14 protein-coding genes are annotated in these 18,801 nt (G+C 47.4%); 9 read left to right on the top strand and 5 right to left on the bottom strand.

What is annotated here, in order from left to right; all coding sequences use genetic code 11:
* Positions 1–277: 277 nt before the first annotated feature.
* The 7 genes from GO755_RS02635 to GO755_RS02665 all read left to right on the top strand — a co-directional run bounded on the left by GO755_RS02635 (position 278) and on the right by GO755_RS02665 (position 11,007).
* Complete coding sequence (locus GO755_RS02635; protein WP_157583009.1) at positions 278–1,462, top strand: esterase; 1,185 nt, start codon at positions 278–280, stop codon at positions 1,460–1,462.
* A 67-nt stretch (positions 1,463–1,529) separates the two neighbouring features.
* Positions 1,530–2,690 carry an esterase gene (locus GO755_RS02640; RefSeq protein ID WP_157583010.1) on the top strand — a complete coding sequence of 387 codons (1,161 nt, stop codon included), beginning with the start codon at positions 1,530–1,532 and terminating at the stop codon, positions 2,688–2,690.
* Between the two features lie 105 nt (positions 2,691–2,795).
* Positions 2,796–3,671, top strand: coding sequence for an alpha/beta hydrolase (locus tag GO755_RS02645; protein WP_157583011.1), 876 nt, complete (start codon positions 2,796–2,798; stop codon positions 3,669–3,671).
* 13 nt (positions 3,672–3,684) lie between these two features.
* On the top strand, positions 3,685–5,226 hold the full coding sequence (locus GO755_RS02650) for a carboxylesterase/lipase family protein (protein ID WP_157583012.1): 1,542 nt from the start codon (positions 3,685–3,687) through the stop codon (positions 5,224–5,226).
* A gap of 194 nt (positions 5,227–5,420) precedes the next feature.
* Positions 5,421–7,760 carry a glycoside hydrolase family 3 protein gene (locus GO755_RS02655; RefSeq protein WP_157583013.1) on the top strand — a complete coding sequence of 780 codons (2,340 nt, stop codon included), beginning with the start codon at positions 5,421–5,423 and terminating at the stop codon, positions 7,758–7,760.
* A 132-nt stretch (positions 7,761–7,892) separates the two neighbouring features.
* Complete coding sequence (locus tag GO755_RS02660) at positions 7,893–8,822, top strand: sugar phosphate isomerase/epimerase family protein (RefSeq protein WP_157583014.1); 930 nt, start codon at positions 7,893–7,895, stop codon at positions 8,820–8,822.
* A gap of 85 nt (positions 8,823–8,907) precedes the next feature.
* On the top strand, positions 8,908–11,007 hold the full coding sequence (locus GO755_RS02665; RefSeq protein WP_198174733.1) for a beta-galactosidase: 2,100 nt from the start codon (positions 8,908–8,910) through the stop codon (positions 11,005–11,007).
* Positions 11,008–11,125: 118 nt separating this feature from the next.
* On the opposite strand, the gene GO755_RS02670 is transcribed toward GO755_RS02665, so the two are convergent.
* From GO755_RS02670 to fmt, 3 genes are all read right to left on the bottom strand, one after another.
* Positions 11,126–11,626, bottom strand: coding sequence for a dihydrofolate reductase (locus GO755_RS02670; protein WP_157583015.1), 501 nt, complete (start codon positions 11,624–11,626; stop codon positions 11,126–11,128).
* A gap of 90 nt (positions 11,627–11,716) precedes the next feature.
* Positions 11,717–12,706: a polysaccharide deacetylase family protein gene (locus GO755_RS02675; RefSeq protein WP_157583016.1), complete on the bottom strand. Its 990-nt coding sequence runs from the start codon at positions 12,704–12,706 to the stop codon at positions 11,717–11,719.
* Between the two features lie 83 nt (positions 12,707–12,789).
* The gene (gene fmt, locus GO755_RS02680) at positions 12,790–13,713 is read right to left on the bottom strand and encodes a methionyl-tRNA formyltransferase (RefSeq protein WP_227686836.1); all 924 of its coding nucleotides are present in this window, start codon (positions 13,711–13,713) and stop codon (positions 12,790–12,792) included.
* A 307-nt stretch (positions 13,714–14,020) separates the two neighbouring features.
* On the opposite strand from fmt, the gene greA reads away from it, so the two are divergent.
* Positions 14,021–14,494, top strand: a complete 474-nt coding sequence (greA, locus tag GO755_RS02685; protein ID WP_157583017.1) for a transcription elongation factor GreA — start codon at positions 14,021–14,023, stop codon at positions 14,492–14,494.
* Positions 14,495–14,579: 85 nt separating this feature from the next.
* A complete protein-coding gene (locus GO755_RS02690) occupies positions 14,580–14,969 on the top strand; it encodes an HIT family protein (protein WP_157583018.1) in 390 nt (129 codons plus the stop codon).
* A 171-nt stretch (positions 14,970–15,140) separates the two neighbouring features.
* Here GO755_RS02690 and GO755_RS02695 read toward each other — a convergent pair whose 3' ends face one another.
* Together GO755_RS02695 and GO755_RS02700 are read right to left on the bottom strand one after the other, a co-directional pair.
* Entirely contained in the window at positions 15,141–16,688 is a 1,548-nt protein-coding gene (locus GO755_RS02695; RefSeq protein ID WP_157583019.1) for an MBL fold metallo-hydrolase, read from the bottom strand.
* Positions 16,689–16,699: 11 nt separating this feature from the next.
* A complete protein-coding gene (locus GO755_RS02700) occupies positions 16,700–18,733 on the bottom strand; it encodes a gluzincin family metallopeptidase (RefSeq protein ID WP_157583020.1) in 2,034 nt (677 codons plus the stop codon).
* Positions 18,734–18,801: the final 68 nt, after the last annotated feature.

Below are 18,801 nucleotides of genomic sequence, written 5' to 3' on the forward strand. Positions count from 1 at the left end.
ATCAGTACTCATTCAAGAACAGATTGCCCTTTTTTTACGCAATCGTTGCCGGGAACGTTGTCAACACATAAGCCTGAATAAAAAGGATTTTGTCTGCCGAAGCAATTCTTCTAGATATTAGGTGAATTCTTCCTGTTTCCTGATTCGCTTTTTACGCTAATCCGCACTGCATTTACGGAGAAACGATACTGATCAAATCTCCAAAACCTGCAAAAAAATCTTCATACACTTATAACCACTACAATTCTTTGCGTACTTTTGACGCAAAGGAAAAACAATGACTACCAACAGAGTCAACTATCTGATTTCGGCCCTTCTGTTGGCCGGAAGTCACTGGACAATGGCCCAACAGGCGCACGTCAACCTGGACTGGAATCCACAGAAAAACACGCAGAATCTAGTGTCGTTTGGCGCCAATGTTATTTCCCCCGAAGTTCGTGACGATCATACCGTAACATTTCGACTCAAAGCGCCCGATGCGAAACAGGTTATGCTAACGGGTGGACCAATGTTGCTGGCTTTAAAAGCAAAAGACCCCATTCCATTTCAAAAGGGTGACGACGGACTTTGGTCGTTGACAGTTGGCCCGATCAAGCCGGATATTTATGTCTATAAATTCATCATCGACGGCGTACAGGTCGTTGATCCTAACAACACACTGACTGGCTTCAACGACCAGCCGGGTTATAGTAATCTGGTCGTTCAGGGCGATGGCCCGGCCTATTACGATGCCAAACCTGTGCCGCACGGCGCTGTAACACGACATATTTACCATTCTGATGTGCTCAATGGCGAACGTGAGATCTACGTTTATACGCCCCCTGGTTATTCGGTGAAAAAGAAATATCCGGTCTTGTATTTAGTGGGCGGCAGTGGCGAACTGGCGTCCGGCTGGGCACTCGATGGACGAGCCAATTTTATTGCAGATAACCTGATTGCCGAGGGGAAAATGGTACCCATGCTGATTGCTATGCCTAACAATCAGGTTGTTCATCGGAGTGATCCCGCTCATACCGAGAAAACCTTCCCGCTGTTTGAAGAGGAGTTGAAAAAACAGATTATTCCCTTCGTAGAAAAGGCTTACAGTACCCGTGCTGATCGTAAAGGCCGTGCGTTGGCTGGCCTCTCGATGGGCGGGCGGCACACGCAGTTAGTAGGCCTTAAGAATCTCGATTTGTTTAGCTCATTCGGTGTATTGAGCGCTGGCGATTTAGAAACCGAGAAAGTGAGTGCTGCTCTACTGAACGATCCGGCGGCCAATCAGAAAGTTGACTATTTACTGGTTGGGCAGGGTACCGGCGAAGTAGAGACGATTGGCAAACGGGCAGTGGCGCTACACGAAGCCCTGCAAAAGCACAACGTCAATCATGACTATTATGTAGGCGGTGAAGGTGCTCATGACTGGGCAACCTGGCGCCATCTTCTTTATTATAAACTGCTGCCAAACCTCTGGCGGAAGTGATTGTGATGGCGAGAGACCAGAGCCTTACGCTGTCACCATAAATCTTTAAAAACCAATTCTATTCCCTATGAAAACGCCAACCAATACACGCAGCATTTTGCTGGCTCTTTGCACCACATTTATGTCAATGGGGGCGATGGCCCAAATGGCCCAACGAACACCAACGCCCAACGATACCCTAAAATCACCTAATGTACTGGCCGATAAGCGGGTAATGATCCAGATTTATGCACCCAAAGCGAGCGAAGTAACGGTAGGGGGAGACTTTCAGTCTACTCCCAAGCCGCTTAGCCTAACAAAAAATGATCAGGGTGTATGGTCAGTATTGATTGGACCGCTGAAACCCGATTACTATTCGTACACCTTGATGGTGGATGGCGTGCGGACGATGGATCCCAAGAATCCAGTGATCAAACAAGGTATCAGCAGTCTGGAAAACATGATGGCTATTACCGGCCCCGAAACCGCTTTTGAGGACAATAAAGCAGTTCCACATGGCGAAGTACGGGAAGTTTGGTACTCGTCAAATACGCTGGGCATGATGCGCCGGATGCACGTTTACACGCCACCAGGGTATGAAAAAGGAACTACCAAATACCCTGTCTTTTATCTGCTACACGGTGGGGGAGATGATGATTCTGGCTGGAATACCATCGGTCGGTCTGGGTTTATTCTGGACAATCTGATTGCTGCCGGACAGGCGAAACCCATGATCGTAGTGATGCCTAATGGCAGTATGCCACTGCCTCCTCAAACGGGTATGCCTGATGCGAATACGATGAACCGAATGCGGGATTTGTTTGCCAGCGAATTGCTGAAAGACATAATGCCTACTGTTGAGAAAAGTTACCGGACCTTGACCACCCCCGAAAGTAGGGCTATTGCGGGTCTGTCGATGGGCGGATTTCAAACCCTGGACGTTACCCTGACGCGCCCTGAGTTATTTAACTATGTGGGTGTATTCAGCTCGGGTTTCTTTGGTGCAACTGCCGATGAAGCCGATACGAAATATGCAAAAGTGTTGAATGATCCTTCTTTCAACAAGGGCAAGAAGCTGTTCTGGGTAGCCATCGGTAAAGATGATTTTGTGATGGAAGCCAACAAAAAAACGCTGGCAATGCTCGACAAACACAACATCAAATACCAATATAAAGAGTCATCGGGTGGACATACCTGGGTTAACTGGCGGCAGTATCTCAATGAATACACGCCAATGCTATTTAAGTAGTTAAACAGTTGCTCGTACAGAATCATCATGCTTTCCCAAGTCACCCAAGGGCATGCAAAACCCCTCTCCTGTTATAGGAGAGGGGTTAGGGTGAGGTTTTTACAGATGAACTCAATTCGACTTTCCCTCTTCTTAATCCTTCTAAGTATATCGGCCTTTTCAGTTGCGGCCAAAGTAGATACGCTGGATATTCCGTCTGCGGCTATGCAGAAAAACCTGCGAGCAGGCATCGTTTTACCGAATTCCTATGCCAAAGGCAAGGCCACCTATCCCGTGCTGTATCTGTTGCACGGCGGGAGTGGGAAGTTCAGCGATTGGCTTAGTAAGACGCCCGATAAAATGCTGTTGCAGAATTTGTCGGATCAATATAACCTGATTATAGTAACGCCAGAAGGAGAGCCACTTAGCGGGTATTTAGACAGTCCCGTTCAGAAAGACAACCTCTTTGAAACCTACATCACCAAAGAGGTAATCGAGAAAATTGATAATACCTACCGGACAATCAAGGACCGAAAAGGGCGGGTGATTACAGGCCTGAGTATGGGTGGTCACGGAGCCTTATACCTGTCGACACGCCACCCGGACCTTTACTGCGCTGCTGGCAGTATGAGCGGAGCTTTGGACCTGAGTGCAACACACTGGAAAATTACGCCAGAATTTGCCAAACAGATTGCGCCCCAATTTGCGCGAATTCTGGGGCCAGTTGGCGCAACACCTGATTTATATGCGTTAAATTCGGTGGTTAATATGTCCGACAAGATGAAAGCCAACGGCTTACCTTTGATCATTGATTGTGGTGTCGATGATTTTCTGATTGAACCCAACCGTGAACTGCACCGCCGACTGGTCTATAATCAAACACCCCACGATTATACGGAGCATCCTGGTGGTCATACCTGGGATTATTGGGAAAATTCACTGCCTTATCACATTCTGTTTTTTAGTAAAATTTTGAAAGGGAATGGCTCACTGACGCCTTAATAAATGAGCTCTTATGAAATCACTCATCCTATTTTCCCTCATCCTCATTGCTTTCGCCACCTTCGGGCAGCCAACTATTATTAAAACGGAGAATGGCCAGGTGGAAGGTGCCTTCAACAAGGCGGGTGATGTTCGAGTCTTTAAGGGCGTTCCTTTTGCGGCTCCGCCCGTCGGAAATTTGCGCTGGAAAGCCCCTCAACCCGTTGCGAATTGGGCCGGTGTTCGGAAATGTCAGGCATTTGGACCAAGCCCGATGCAGGCTAAGCCCGCACCATTTATGTACTGGTCGTCGGAGTTCCTGATTCCTGAATCGCCTATTAGTGAAGATTGTTTGTACCTGAATGTCTGGACCGGGGCGAAGTCGGCTACTGAAAAGCGCCCGGTCATTGTCTTTATTCCGGGCGGTGGTTTTCGAAGTGGGGGAGGAGCCTGCCCCATTTATGACGGAGAAGCCATGGCAAAAAAAGGTGTTGTCTTCGTCAACATCAATTATCGCCTTGGCGTTTTCGGCTTCCTGGCCCACCCCGAACTGTCGCAGGAGTCAGGCCATACTGCGTCGGGTAATTACGCGTTGATGGACATGATTGCGGCTCTCAAATGGGTTCAGAAAAACATAGCTGCGCTGGGGGGCGATCCTCAAAATGTAACTGTTGCCGGACAGTCGGCGGGTGCATTTGCCGTAAATTTTCTAACCGCGTCGCCTTTAGCGAAAGGTCTTTTCCAACGAGCTATTGCTGAAAGTGGGGGTAGTTTTGTGGCGAGCCCTATCCGCCCGAAGTTGACTTTGCAGGGGGCTGAAGAGCAAGGTGTTACATTCGCAAAATCGTTGAATGTTGGTTCTCTGGTCGAATTGCGGGCAAAATCGGCAGATGATATTCTTAAAGCAAATGGTGGCTTAAGTGCGCCTATTGTCGACGGTTATGTGGTTCCTGAGTCAATTTTTGACATCTACGCTAAGGGCCATCAGAACGACGTTCCGCTCATTGTGGGCTGGAATGAAGATGATCGCGTTTCGGGCCCTCCTGCCAAAGCGGAGGTTTTTCGAGAGCAGGTAAAAAAACGATTTGGTGATAAGACAGACGATTACCTAAAAGTCTATCCTGCGCAAACTGAAGACGAAGCCGCTCAATCGCAGAAAGCAAGTAGTCGGGATGAAGCGTTTGGTATTCAGGATTATACGTGGGCCAAAATGCAGATGAAAGCCGGAAAGTCTCCGGTTTATGTATATAATTTCAATCGCAAACTGCCTGCTGCTACGCCGGAATCGCAATTTGGCGCGTTTCACTCCGGCGAGATTGTCTATGCCTATAACAACCTCCATACCCTGCACCGTCCTTGGGAGCCTGTCGATCAGACAATTGCGGATGCGATGTCGTCGTACTGGGTAAACTTTGCCAAAACAGGCAATCCAAACGGAAAGAATTTACCTAATTGGCCAGCGTACAAACCAGCCGCCGAAAACGTACTCATTCTGGACAAAACAATTCAGAGCCAGCCATTGCCCACTAAGCCTCAACTGGCGTTCTGGGAACAGTATTATGGAGTTGGGAAGTAAAGACCCTGGACGAAATTCTATCAGCCCACAACTTTAGTTGTGGGAAACAGGAAATCAATAATTGCGTATATAACCGTTTCAACGGTTTTTAACTGGCCGAAACCGTTGAAACGGTTATTACCAGAGATCGAATTTGCCTTGCCCCACCGTTAAAACGGCGGGCTAATACAAGATGGATTGATTAGTTAAAACCTATGAGAAAACAGAATATCTATATCACTGCCCTAAGCCTGCTGTCTGCCTCTGTAGCACTGGGTCAGAACTGGACCGAAACCAAGTCGGGTAACTGGACGAAAGTTGCGAACAAAGGTGGCCAAACACTGGGCTACGCAACCGCATCAGGCGTAAAGCTCCTGACCGACAAAGGATTTGCCTTTAAAGACCTCAACAAGAATGGCAAATTAGATAAGTACGAAGACTGGCGACTATCGGCCGATGTGCGGGCTAAAGATCTGGCCTCTCAGATGTCCATCGACCAGATTGCCGGACTAATGCTCTATAGCAAACATCAGCCTATTCCGGCAGCAGCTGGCGGGCCGTTTGCGGGTACATATAACGGGAAAATCTTCGCCCAAAGTGGGGCTAAAGTTTCTGATTTGTCTGATCAGCAACGCGAATTTCTGACCAAAGACAATGTCCGTCACGTACTGATTACGTCGGTACAAAGTCCGGAAGCCGCTGCCGAATGGAACAACAATGCGCAGGCATTAGCCGAAGGGTTGGGGTTAGGGATTCCAATAAATAGCAGTTCCGACCCGCGTCATGGTACACGCGCTGATGCCGAATTTAACGCGGGCGCGGGTGGTGCCATTTCGATGTGGCCGGGTTCGCTGGGGTTAGCCGCTACATTCAATCCTGAGTTAGTAAAACGCTTTGGCCAGATTGCTGCCACCGAATATCGGTCGTTGGGTATCGCTACCGCTCTTTCACCACAGATTGATATAGCGACCGATCCCCGTTGGAACCGAGTGAGTGGTACGTTTGGTGAAGATCCTCAATTGGCAACCGATATGGCTCGGGCTTATGTAGACGGTTTTCAGACCTCGACCGGCGCCAACGAAATTACGGGCGGCTGGGGCTACCATAGTGTGAATGCGATGGTGAAACACTGGCCGGGTGGTGGCTCCGGCGAAGGTGGACGAGATGCGCACTATGGCTATGGAAAATACGCCGTTTATCCCGGCAAGAATTTCCAGACGCATTTTCTGCCGTTTCTAAATGGAGCTTTCAAGTTGAGTGGTAAAACTGGCATGGCATCGGCCGTGATGCCGTACTACACGATTTCCTACGGGCAGGACAAAAAGTATGGCGAGAACGTAGGTAACAGTTATAACAAATACATCATCCACGATCTGCTACGTACTAAATACAAATACGACGGAGTCGTTTGTACTGACTGGCTCATTACGGCTGATGAAACGGCTGTCGATATTTTTTTGACGGGTAAGTCGTGGGGTGTTGAGAAATTATCGGTTGCTCAACGGCATTACAAAATCCTGATGAACGGCGTCGACCAGTTTGGCGGTAATAACGAATCGGGACCAGTGATTGAAGCCTATAAAATGGGCGTTAAGGATCATGGTGAGACATTCATGCGGACACGATTCGAACAGTCGGCGGTTCGGCTTCTCAAAAATGTTTTTCGGGTAGGGCTGTTCGAAAATCCCTATTTAGATCCACAGGTATCGCAGAAATCGGTTGGTACGGCTGAGTTTATGAAGGAAGGATATCAGACGCAATTGGAATCGGTTGTGATGCTGAAAAACAAAGCCAAAGCGTTACCCCTGACCAAAGGCAAAACGGTTTATATACCGAAACGATTTACGCCCGCGGGCCGTAACTTTCTGGGTATGGATATTCCCGAAAAACTCGAATACCCTGTTAGCCTGAATATCGTCAAGAAATATTTTAACGTAACGGACAATCCTGCCGAAGCCGATTATGCGCTGGTGTTCATGCGAAGCCCGGATTCGGGCGGGGGATACAGTATTCCAGATGCGAAGGCAGGTGGAACAGGTTATGTTCCTGTAAGTTTGCAATACGGTGATTATACCGCTCAGGGAACCCGTGATCCAAGCATTGCCGGTGGCGATCCGTTAGAGAAATTCACGAACCGTACATACAATGGAAAAACGGCCAAAACGATCAACACCACCGACTTAGGGATGGTGACTGAGACCGTTGCCATGATGAAAGGCAAGCCGGTAATTGTGGCCCTTCAGGTTTCTAATCCAACTGTTGTTAAGGAATTTGAAGCTCAATCGAATGCAATTCTAGCTCACTTTGGTGTACAGGATCAGGCATTGATGGACATTCTAACGGGCGCCCACGAACCGTCAGCATTACTCCCCATGCAATTCCCCGCCGACATGAAAACGGTAGAAAACCAAGCCGAAGATGTTCCCCGCGATATGACATCCTACCGCGATTCGGAAGGGCATGTCTACGATTTCGGCTTTGGCCTAAACTGGAAAGGCGTTATTCAGGATGCCCGCACAGCTAAGTACAAGCAAGGAGTTTTGAGTTTGAAATAAGTAATTGCATTTTTTGTCATGCTGACGAAGGAAGCATCTTAATATATCCTTATAATGAATTAGGAAAATGTGAGATGCTTCGGCACCGGCCGCCCGGCTTCGTCAGCATGACAAAACAACCTCAATTCTAAAATGAATACAACCCGTCGTCATTTTCTGGCGCAGCTTGGCACGCTGGCTACGTTACCACTGATACCCGCCATCGACTCATTAGCAGCAGCAAAACCTCTGTTTTTTAAAATCTCCCTGGCCCAATGGTCGCTGCACAGGGCATTGTTCAAAAAGGAAACCACTACACTCGATTTCCCAACGAGGGCTCGTCGTGATTTTGGTATAACAGCAGTTGAGTATGTCGACCAGTTTGTGAAGAACGAGCCAGCCTATCTCAAGGAACTTCTCAAACGTAGTCATGATGAGGGCGTTGTGAATCACTTGATTATGATTGACACCGCTGGAAGTCTGGTGGATGCCGACGCGGCTAAACGTGCCGATGCCATTACACGGCATTACGCCTGGGCCGAAGCCGCCAAGTTCTTAGGTTGCAAAACCATTCGGGTGAATCTGCAAAGCAAAGACGCTGCCGATGAAGTTCGTAAACGAGCCATTGAGAGCATGGGACGATTGGCCGAACGCCTGCAACCGCTGGGTATCAATGTCGTGGCCGAAAATCACGGTGGTCATTCGTCGGATGGGAGCTGGATGGCGTCTGTGGCGAAGGGCGTTGGCAAGCCCAATTGTGGTCTCTTGCCTGATTTTGGCAATTTCTGCCAGTCGCATGACTGGGGAAGTTCAGAAAAACCCTGCGATCAACTATACGATCGTTACAAAGGCGTGACCGAAATGCTGCCTTATGCCAAAGGCGGTGTCAGCGCAAAAAGTTACGGGTTCAATGCACAAGGACAGGAAACAAAGATCGACTACGGCCGGATGTTGAAACTGGTAAAAGCGTCAGGCTTTACTGGGTATATCGGTGTCGAGTTTGAAGGCGAAAGTCTGGCTGAAGAAGAAGGTATTCGCCGAACAAAAGCTTTATTGGAACAGGAAGGTAGCCGATTAGCTTAAGATTTCTGATTTGTGTAGTACACCTTCCGTTTCAGTCGGACTGCCGAAACGGAAGGTGTTTTTATGGATTATCCTACTAAAACCAATGACTAATTTCCGCTATTTCGTTGCCGCTGCACTTTTTCTTCTAACCGGTTTCGCATCAGCGCAAACGCCTAAACAGGATAAACTGCTATTTGGCGTGGCGTATTATGATGAGTACATGCCTTATGAACGCCTGGACAAAGATATCCAGATGATGAAAGAGGCTGGCATTAACGTCGTTCGTATTGCCGAGTCGACCTGGAGTACGGTAGAACCACAGGATGGTGTGTTTGATTTTTCGCACATTGACCGAGTGTTGAACGCCATGCATAAAGCAGGTATTCAAGTCATTATCGGAACACCCACCTACGCCGTGCCGACCTGGCTAGTAAAAAAATATCCTGATGTGCTGGCTACAACTCCACAAGGTCAGAACCGCTATGGCGTGCGCCAGAATATGGATATTACCAACACGCACTTCCGGTTTCATGCCGAACGGGTTATCCGGAAGATCATGGAACATGTTAAGGGGCATCCGGCCATCATTGGGTATCAGGTCGATAACGAAACGAAGCACTATAATACAACAGGAGCTAATGTTCAGGCGCTTTTTGTCCAGTACATGAAGACGAAGTACAAAACTCTGGATGCTATCAATAAAGCGTATGGGCTGGATTACTGGAGCAACCGGATTAATAATTGGGCCGATTTCCCGTCGACGGTAGGTTCGATAAACGCCAGCTTGAGTGCAGAATTCTCGAAATTCCAACGAAAACTTGTTACAGATTACTTAGCCTGGCAGGCCGCGCTCGTTAGAGAATACAAACGCCCCGATCAATTTATTACCCAGAACTTTGACCTTGATTGGCGGGGGTATTCGTATGGTATTCAGGCCGATGTCGATCATTTTGCAGCAGCTAAATCAATGGATATTGCAGGAATCGACATTTACCACCCGACGCAGGATAAGCTTACTGGTATTGAAATCTCGTTGGGTGGCGATCTGACACGTTCTATGAAACTTGATGCGTCGAACCGGGGTAAAAATTACCTGGTTCTCGAAACCGAAGCGCAGGGTTTTCCGCAGTGGGTACCTTATCCGGGACAGTTGCGTTTGCAGGCGTTCAGTCATCTGGCATCGGGGGCAAATATGCTCGAATACTGGCACTGGCATTCCATCCATAACTCAGCCGAAACCTACTGGAAAGGCTTACTAAGCCACGATTTTGAGCCGAACCCTACGTACGACGAAGCTAAAACCATTGGTCGTGATTTTGAGAAACTCAGCTCCCATCTGGTTAACCTCAAAAAGACAAACGCCGTAGCGATGCTATTTAGCAACGAAGCTCTGACCGCGTTCAATGCCTTTAGTTTTGGCTGGGGTGCCTCGCAAAAATATAACGATGTGTTGCGACCCATGTACGATGCACTCTACGAGATGAATGTTGGTGTTGACTTTGTTGATCCAACCAGCACGAATCTGGAGAGCTATAAAGTGCTGATTGTGCCTGCCTTGTATGCTGCTTCGGATGCGTTGCTGGAACGCTTGAATCGCTTCGTGAAAAACGGTGGCCACATTGTCTACACGTTTAAAAGCGGTTTCTCGGACGAAAACGTAAAAGTGAGAGCGACGCGTCAACCGGGTATTATCAATGAAGCCTGTGGTATTTATTACAGTCAGTTTACAATTCCACAGCAGGTTTCGCTGAAAGACGACCCTTATAAAGTTGGCAAAGAACAAAATGTAGTTAAGACCTGGATGGAATTGATTACGCCCACCACTGCGAGTGTATTGGCCTACTACGATCATCCGGTTTGGGGCAAATACGCGGCCATCACCGAGAATAAATATGGCACTGGTTTAGCGACCTACATCGGCTGTATAACCAGCGATGCGATCCTGAAAAAAGTACTGGAAGATGCCGTGAAAAAAGCAGGTATATGGGGCGCCGAACAACAGTTATCGTTTCCACTTATTACTAAATCGGGCGTTAATCAACAGGGAAAAACTATTCATTATTACTTCAATTATTCGGCAACTCCAGCGTCATTGACCTACACGTATAAGGCTGGGAAAGAGTTGCTGTCCAATGGAGCAATTGCACCAAATGCGGTAATGCCGTTGGAACCCTGGGGGGTGAAAATTGTGGAAGAGAACTAAGCTAATTTTCTATTGAGACGGCTAGATTTTCTGTCATTTCGACTAAAGGGAGAAATCTCAAACTTGACTAATACTGAAGCTTGAGATTTCTGCTGACGTCGAAATGACAGAAAATAAATTAGCCCACTCGCTCATATTCAACAAAGTCAAAGGCCACCGCATGTCGCTCATCGGCGGGGTGCGGTCGTCGGCTAACTTCTTGCCACTCGTTTTTATCGAAAGCAGGGAAGTAGGTATCCCCTTCATAAGCCTGGTGGATTTCGGTCAGGTAAAGGGTTGTGGCAATTGGTAAAGCCATCGTATAGATTTCAGCACCGCCAATCACAAAAATTTCTTCGGTTCGGCGCTCCGACTCTTTCGCTTTGGCGACTGCATCAGTAAGCGTATGTACGACTGTAACGCCGTCTGCCGTAAAATCAGGGTTTCGGGTAATAACGATGTTGGTCCGATTGGGTAGGGGTTTGCCCAGGGCTTCCAGCGATTTCCGGCCCATAATGATCGGATGATGGCTGGTTTTACGCTTGAAGAAGGCGAAATCATCTGGCAAATGCCAGGGCATGTCGTTGTTAAGGCCAATAACGCCATTTTCAGCAACGGCGGAGATAAGACTGATTTTCAAAGTTTTTTCAGGTTCAAAGTTTCAGGTTTCAGGTTCAATGTCCCTGGTTAACACGTAGTAACTTGGAACAACGAACTTGAAACCTGAAACTTATTTAACATTTTTCCGTCGTTCCATCAACTCTTTCCAGGTCGTGACGATAATACCTTCTTTTTCGACATAGGCTTTTAGGGCTGGGTCCATGATGCCCAGCATATCGCCCTGGCGGCTTTGACCTGAACTACTAATCTGATCAAACGTGGGTGTTTGAATCGTGCAGTGCATCAGAATGTAGGTAAGACCGGGTTGTACTGTTTTTAGTAGCTCAATAAATTTCTGGGTTTTAAATTTCTGTAGTGCTTCATCGGTGGCACCGGCTGGTAGGTTATGACTGGTAATGGAGCCGTCCAGATCGTCCAGAACGGGTAACCCCGCATCCCAAAGCTGTTTGCCTACCTGTTGCGCCAATTGTTGCATTTGAGCAGGAACCTTATTGGTTTTGATGATTAAGGAAGCATGGCCACCCGGAAACAGAATCGGGACTTTTTCCTCCATAGCCACTTTCGCATACCGCGTGACAAATTTAGGCTCAAAGAGAGTTCCCATATGCGAATCCATGTGCGTGGGCTGAAGGCCAAACGACCGATAAAGTGCCAATTGGGCACGTATTTCGGCTTCTACCTCATCGGCCGATGCATGAGCCACAACCTCCGCGACTGAAGGCCATAGATTCCCCTGTTCGTCATATAAACCCGGTACTTTCTCCCGACCAAGTAATGGCGACCATCGATAATTTTTCCACTCGGAGGTCAGGGTTAAATGAACGCCAGCGTCGGTAGTAGGATGCTTTTTTAGATAATCGAAGAAGTGAGGAACCCAGCTACAGGGCATCATGACACTGGCCGAACTGGCGATACCTTTATCTAACGCATTTATCGTCCCTACGTTCGATTCATAGCTCATACCCGCATCATCGACGTGGAAAATAATAACTTTTTTGCCCTTTGGAAAACCAAGCTTCTCCGCATAGGTTTCGGTTTGGGCACTGGCAGATAATGTACTAATTATGGTCAGCAACAGGCAGGTAAGGACTAGTTTCATGAATGATTGGTTTAGGGTGATTCGGTTCGTAAAAGCAGTACATTAGAAATCAAGAAAATCAGTTAAATCCTGTAAGTCCAGGTTTAAAGACGATTCCCTCGTAAAAACTCCTCAGCCGTCATGCGTCGTTTGCCTTCGGCTTGCAGGGCATTGATCTGAAGCCAGCCGTCAGCCGCTCGAACCAGAATCATTTTCTTGTTGTCAGAATGGGCCTGGCCGGGCTCAGCGGCAAATGGCGATTCGTTGGCTAACGAAACATCGTAGATTTTAAATACTTTCCCGTTGATCAGCGTCCAGGCCGACGGGTAGGGGGAAAGGCCACGCACAAAATTGCGAATAGCATGCGCCGGTTGATTCCAGTTGATTTCGGTGGTTTCACGGCTGAGTTTTGGGGCTGGTTTCAGGTCGCTGGCAACGGGCTGGGGAGTGCGGGGATATTCGCCGGCTTCAATGGCATGAACCGTCTTTAAAACCAGATTCGCCCCGCGTTCCATAAGCCGGTCGTGCACTGTTCCAGCGTTATCGTCGGGATAGATAGGCTCGTAATCCTGAAAAATCATCTGCCCGGTATCGATTTCTTTTTCGATAAAAAATGTGGTGACACCCGTTTCGGTTTCACCGTTGATTATAGCCCAGTTGATGGGGGCAGCTCCCCGATATTGCGGTAACAGCGAACCATGTAAATTAAAGGTGCCAATGGTAGGCATGGACCAGACAACTTCGGGAAGCATTCGAAAAGCAACCACCACCTGCAAATCGGCCTGATAGCTGGCTAATTGGTCCAGAAACGCGGGATCGCGGAGTTTTTCGGGTTGTAAAACGGGTAAATTGGCAGCCTCGGCGGCTTTTTTAACTGGCGACGGCGTTAACTGCAACCCACGGCCCGAAGGACGGTCGGGAGCAGTGACAACAGCAACAACCTGGCATCCCGCGCCCAGAAGCCTGTGAAGGCTGGCAACGGCGAAATCGGGCGTGCCCATAAATACAATACGAAGCGAATTTGGCATGAATCAGTCAATCAGTTTTTGCTAAGCCTGGTGGCTATATGTTGATATAGCCGGGAAGTATTTCTATTTTTGTGTCACTAATGCGTTGCTCCAAATGCAGCAGTCTCTAATTGGCCGGTAAATAGCTCAGCCTATGCGACGAACAATTTTTTATCACCCTGAACCGTTTGCTTCGGAAACCCGACGGCAACCCTGACGCGTCTGCAAAGAAAACCAATTTGGTTGCAGAACGGTCGGTGTACCGTTCTTTTTGTTTTTACGGAGCACACCAAACCCAATGTGAATAACGAGTAAGTATTTAAGTATCATGGGAAAAATTTCATACTATACCGAAGAGGGGCTCAACCGGCTGAAAGCTGAATTAGTTGATCTGAAAACCAAAGGCCGGGCTGCAATTGCCCGCCAGATTGCCGAGGCTCGCGATAAAGGGGATCTGAGCGAAAATGCGGAATATGACGCGGCTAAAGATGCACAGGGCCTTCATGAATTAAAAATATCGAAGCTTGAAGAGGTATTGTCCAATGCCCGAATTCTGGATGAATCGACGATTGATACTTCTCAGGTATCGGTTCTGTCGAAAGTGAAAATCAAGAATAAGAAAAACGGCGCTGAAATGACCTATATGCTTGTTTCGGAAGAAGAAGCTGACTTGAAGTCGGGCCGGATTTCGGTAGGATCACCGATTGGTAAGGGTTTGTTGGGAAAACGTATTGGCGAAACCGCCGAAATTAAAGTACCCGCCGGTGTGCTGGAATTTGAAGTAATTGATATAGCCCGATAGGGAGTGAAAAATGAAGAATGTAGAGTGAAGAGTAAATGGTAGCTAACCTATTCTTCACTCTACATTCTTCACTCTACATTAATTTATGCCTTCCATTTTCTCTCGAATCGTCGCGGGTGAGATTCCATCCCACAAAATCGCTGAAACCGATGATTACCTCGCTTTTCTGGATGTGATGCCTACGGCTACGGGGCACACTCTGGTCATTCCTAAAAAAGAGGTCGATTATATATTTGACCTGGATGATGAGCTGTACCTTGGACTGATGGCATTTGCCAAAAAGATTGCTCCAGCTATTGAGAAAGCCATTCCCTGTATACGCATCGGGGTAGCGGTTGTTGGGCTGGAAGTGCCTCATGCACACGTCCATCTCATTCCGCTCAACTCCATGGCAGATATGAATTTTCACAATAAACTAAAGCCGACTCAGGCTGAACTTGCCGAAACGGCAGAGAAGATTCGAGCGTTTTTATAGAATTTCGGAGCTTGGTAAAAGGCCGCTACAACATCAATCAGATTAGATGTTGCAGCGGCCTTTTCATGATAGAGAGATTGCCTACCGTAAACTAACGTGATGCCGAGTATAAAGCCCGGCACTACATTGAGAGCACGCCATAGCTGGCTTGATTCGATACAATAGGGATAATTACGCTTTTACCGTGAACTGTAAGTACAATCGATTCTCTTTATAGGAGCTAATAAAATCTGCTTTATCGGTACTGTTCATCTGCCCACGAGTTTCTATTATTTTGTCATGCAGTGGGGTTTGCCTCGCAGCCTGATCAACAAAAAGCCCTTCTTCCTGCATAATCATTAATCGCCCTTTCGTACGTGTGAGTAAGGCCTGAATTAAGTCATGGTTGGGCATTGTATTTTTCCAGCCTTTACTGATTTTTCCGTAATCGAGGGTTGCCATAGCCGCCAGATCAGGGTGATTCATTAACTCTACCCCCCGTTTCTTAGCCGAGCCATTATGACTCAGGTGATGAGCTACTTTATAAAAAACCGTTCGGTTTAGCAACTCAGCCGTTGTCAGTGGTGTTGTGCCGTCTTTGCCTTTTACAGACCAGTTAATTTTGTGCCAACTATCCCAGCTGCCATACTCCGCGTCGCCGGGAAATAGCATGACTCGCCCACTATCGACAAACTCAATTGCTAAAGCCAGACTTAGGTTGTTAGTAGCACTATTCATGCGTAGCGCCAGTGATCCGGCGCTGTTCAGCCACTCATGATCAATTCTTCGCCAGGCGTCTTTTTCGTAAATAGCTTCTATCGCAGTGGGAGCAGTCCCGGCTGTATTGAGTTCATAGTTTTTATCGAACGGGAAGAGACTAGCTGGGGGCTGTGGAACACCAAGATTCAAAACAGCCGTGGCAAACGCATCATTATCGGCCCCTTCGCTATTGTGGCTATGGCTGTAGGTTTCGCCTTCAGGACCACTCTCGGTCTTGATCGCATCGATTGATGTAGGTGGCCCCAAGACATAAAATCGGATGCCTTCTGCATGCTCAATATTCTCAATAATCTGCCCCGGCTGGAAATAGGTGATGTTATTTTTAGCAAGATTTTTTTTGACAATGTTCATCCCTTTCAGGCCACCTGCATAATTGATCGCGTCATCATTGTCGGTTGCGGATAAGTGTAACTCGGCAAATTGATTCACTACGTCGGCAAAGCCCTGACGAATGGACAGGGCCGCAACTCCGTTCAACTCAGACTGGGCCTGCTTTAGTTGGTCTTCACCGGAGAAAATAGTAGTCAGCTGTTGAGCCGCAATGCTGAGGGCCATCTTATGCTGCCCAAATTTCTTTTTCCATTCGTTTACCTGATCGCCTAATGGACCGCCAGATGAGCCTGGATTGTCGTTTTCGGTCCAGCCCATCCATATGTTTTTAACCGTAAAATCATTGAGAAACAGATCGCTACATACTTCAAATCCATATACGTGATCTTTGTGCTCGTGCGTCACAATCAATACGTCAATCGTTTTGTTAACGTACGTTTTAAGATCAGTGATGAACTCAGTCAAATGTTCTTTATCATTCTGCCATGTACCACAGTCAATCATCATGGTAAATGTATTATCGGTTCCGGCGAAGAATTTGATAATAAAGCAGTCGCCAGTTCCCATGCGATACATCCGCACTTCGGCCGTGGTAATTCTTTTTGATGGGGTTTCTTTTTGCTTAGCCATGACCAATTCAATTAATGACTGTGTAAGAAGGCGAAGGGTTCATTTAGTGCATCAGAAGCGCCAATGCCGAAATAGTGACTGTAATCGCTGATGCCCATCATGGTGTCGTTGTTCTGATAGCCGTATTGCTGTTCGACACGGCCAGTGTCGATTTCCCGGATTTGAAAGGCTAGTTTGTCGGTATTTAACAGCGGTTTGGTAATCGCGTATTTCAATTGGGCTTTTTCCAAATCAAAGATCATGGTGCACCCGCCCCGAAATTCAAAGCCATTCGCGGGCACTTCACCTACCCCCGGTGTGTAGTGGCCAGCAAAGGTGCCATCATCATTCATGCGAACCCCGGACCGTTGCACTAACGAAAAGATAATCTGGTTAACCTGATCACCATCGGGGCCAACCCGCGATACCAGCCGTAGATTCTGGATCTGAAAAGAGGGATCGTCCGAAGAAGCACCGGAAGGATTAACACCTAATTTTTTCCAATCCTGATCTAGGATTAGACCTGTCAATTGCTCGAACTCAAATGAATTGTCAAGTTTCTCCAGAATCTGGCCGTGTAGACCAGTTTTGGTCATATTGGTATAGCTCGCAATATGTTTTTTGGTGATTTCGTAAATTTTTTTTCTGTCCTGTTCATACATGATCTCGTTGCGATAGCCCCGCAAAAATTCACCGATCACGTTTAATGCGTTTTGAGCATCAGGACCCAGAACAGGTTCAGCAACAAACTGTAGGCTTTCGACGCTAAGTGTTTTAATTCCCTTCGGATAGATGCCACGCCGTCGGAATGCATCGATAAATACCAGTCGATAATTATGCGAATCATCAGCTACCAAATCTGAATCAGCTGTGATAATGGCTCGCAAATAATCGCCGAATGTAATGTCGACAGGTGGGCAATAGTCGAGCGCCCGAATACACATTTGCAACACATGATCTGCCGCTTTTGCCGCTTCGCTGGCCAGTCGATTGACCAAATCTGGGGGTAGTTCGCCCTGAGCGAGAATACCTGTACCGTTCGAGGCAATGCGCATCAGATCGGATACTCGGTCTTTATAAATATTGGTAAATGCCTCAAAAACGGCTGCCACTAAAATACTACCTCTGGCGTGCGGCTCCATAACGGTTCTGTACTCGCTCGCTTTCGGTACTTTAGGTTTCCATTTTTTGGTCTCCTCATCAATTTCGCCCAAGGCGTCGCGCAGACTTCCATAACTGCCAATAGCCGATCCGAATTGCTGAGCTAATTGGCCCAGTAGGTTTTCTGAAGTTAAATCGCCCCTGGTTTTTCTGATTTGACTGAGCAATACTTCGGGAAATGTGAAATGTTGAAACAGGGCTACTATGTCGGAAAACGCTTCGTGAAACGCCAGGACATCCGGGTTCGTTGGCTCATTGTAGTGCCGATGCATCCCGTCCAGAATGGCATGCGTTGTTTCATGGGCAATAATATCGTGGCTTAGGCAGGTAAAAACCAATGAAGCAGGCATCTGAATGGTTTCATCGGCAGGCGCTGATGAGAAATAACCAAACAGCAATGACTTTTTTTGCGGACTATAATAAGCATTTGCATCGCGGAGAGCGTGCGGATAAATGCGTAATTTAGCTATATACTCTTCATAAGGTGTTCGTTTACCTGTAACCTGAGCAAGTCGTTGAGGAGCCCACAACACTTTGCGGCCCAGGGCACGCTCAAAGTTTTGGATCGTAGTCATGGCTACCGCATACACCATTTGCTGATGAAACTGCGGGTTACTTTCGCTCGGGTCCAGCCCATCCTGAGCCAGAATATATGGGTCATTCAGGTTGACTGGTGTATAAAACTTCTTGACTGTAGGATCATAGTCGATTACTTCGACATACTCGCCTACAGGACCTGGCTTTAGGCATCCTTCATGATCGCCTATATCTTCCCACCGAACTTTATAAACAATAGTGCTAATGGGTGCAGTGTCTATTTTAAGTGATAAGGCAGGATCGAATGAATACCCCCGAAGTTTCCGGAATGGAGGTTTTTTAGACTGACTGGGAGTTAGCGTATTCATGAGGCAGAGCCTAAGGCAGGGAGTTAGACTTATAGATAATGACCAAAATACCTATCAAAGGTTAGTCT

The organism is Spirosoma arboris (assembly GCF_009754945.1).
Classification (GTDB): Bacteria; Bacteroidota; Bacteroidia; order Cytophagales; family Spirosomataceae; genus Spirosoma; species Spirosoma arboris.

What these genes read in the sequence shown, in the direction of transcription:
- GO755_RS02635 (WP_157583009.1), top strand. Translation starts at nt 278, where the DNA reads ATGACTACCAACAGAGTCAACTATCTGATTTCGGCCCTTCTGTTGGCC.
- GO755_RS02640 (WP_157583010.1), top strand. Translation starts at nt 1,530, where the DNA reads ATGAAAACGCCAACCAATACACGCAGCATTTTGCTGGCTCTTTGCACC.
- GO755_RS02645 (WP_157583011.1), top strand. Translation starts at nt 2,796, where the DNA reads ATGAACTCAATTCGACTTTCCCTCTTCTTAATCCTTCTAAGTATATCG.
- GO755_RS02650 (WP_157583012.1), top strand. Translation starts at nt 3,685, where the DNA reads ATGAAATCACTCATCCTATTTTCCCTCATCCTCATTGCTTTCGCCACC.
- GO755_RS02655 (WP_157583013.1), top strand. Translation starts at nt 5,421, where the DNA reads ATGAGAAAACAGAATATCTATATCACTGCCCTAAGCCTGCTGTCTGCC.
- GO755_RS02660 (WP_157583014.1), top strand. Translation starts at nt 7,893, where the DNA reads ATGAATACAACCCGTCGTCATTTTCTGGCGCAGCTTGGCACGCTGGCT.
- GO755_RS02665 (WP_198174733.1), top strand. Translation starts at nt 8,908, where the DNA reads ATGACTAATTTCCGCTATTTCGTTGCCGCTGCACTTTTTCTTCTAACC.
- GO755_RS02675 (WP_157583016.1), bottom strand. Translation starts at nt 12,706, where the DNA reads ATGAAACTAGTCCTTACCTGCCTGTTGCTGACCATAATTAGTACATTA.
- fmt (WP_227686836.1), bottom strand. Translation starts at nt 13,713, where the DNA reads ATGCCAAATTCGCTTCGTATTGTATTTATGGGCACGCCCGATTTCGCC.
- greA (WP_157583017.1), top strand. Translation starts at nt 14,021, where the DNA reads ATGGGAAAAATTTCATACTATACCGAAGAGGGGCTCAACCGGCTGAAA.
- GO755_RS02690 (WP_157583018.1), top strand. Translation starts at nt 14,580, where the DNA reads ATGCCTTCCATTTTCTCTCGAATCGTCGCGGGTGAGATTCCATCCCAC.
- GO755_RS02695 (WP_157583019.1), bottom strand. Translation starts at nt 16,688, where the DNA reads ATGGCTAAGCAAAAAGAAACCCCATCAAAAAGAATTACCACGGCCGAA.
- GO755_RS02700 (WP_157583020.1), bottom strand. Translation starts at nt 18,733, where the DNA reads ATGAATACGCTAACTCCCAGTCAGTCTAAAAAACCTCCATTCCGGAAA.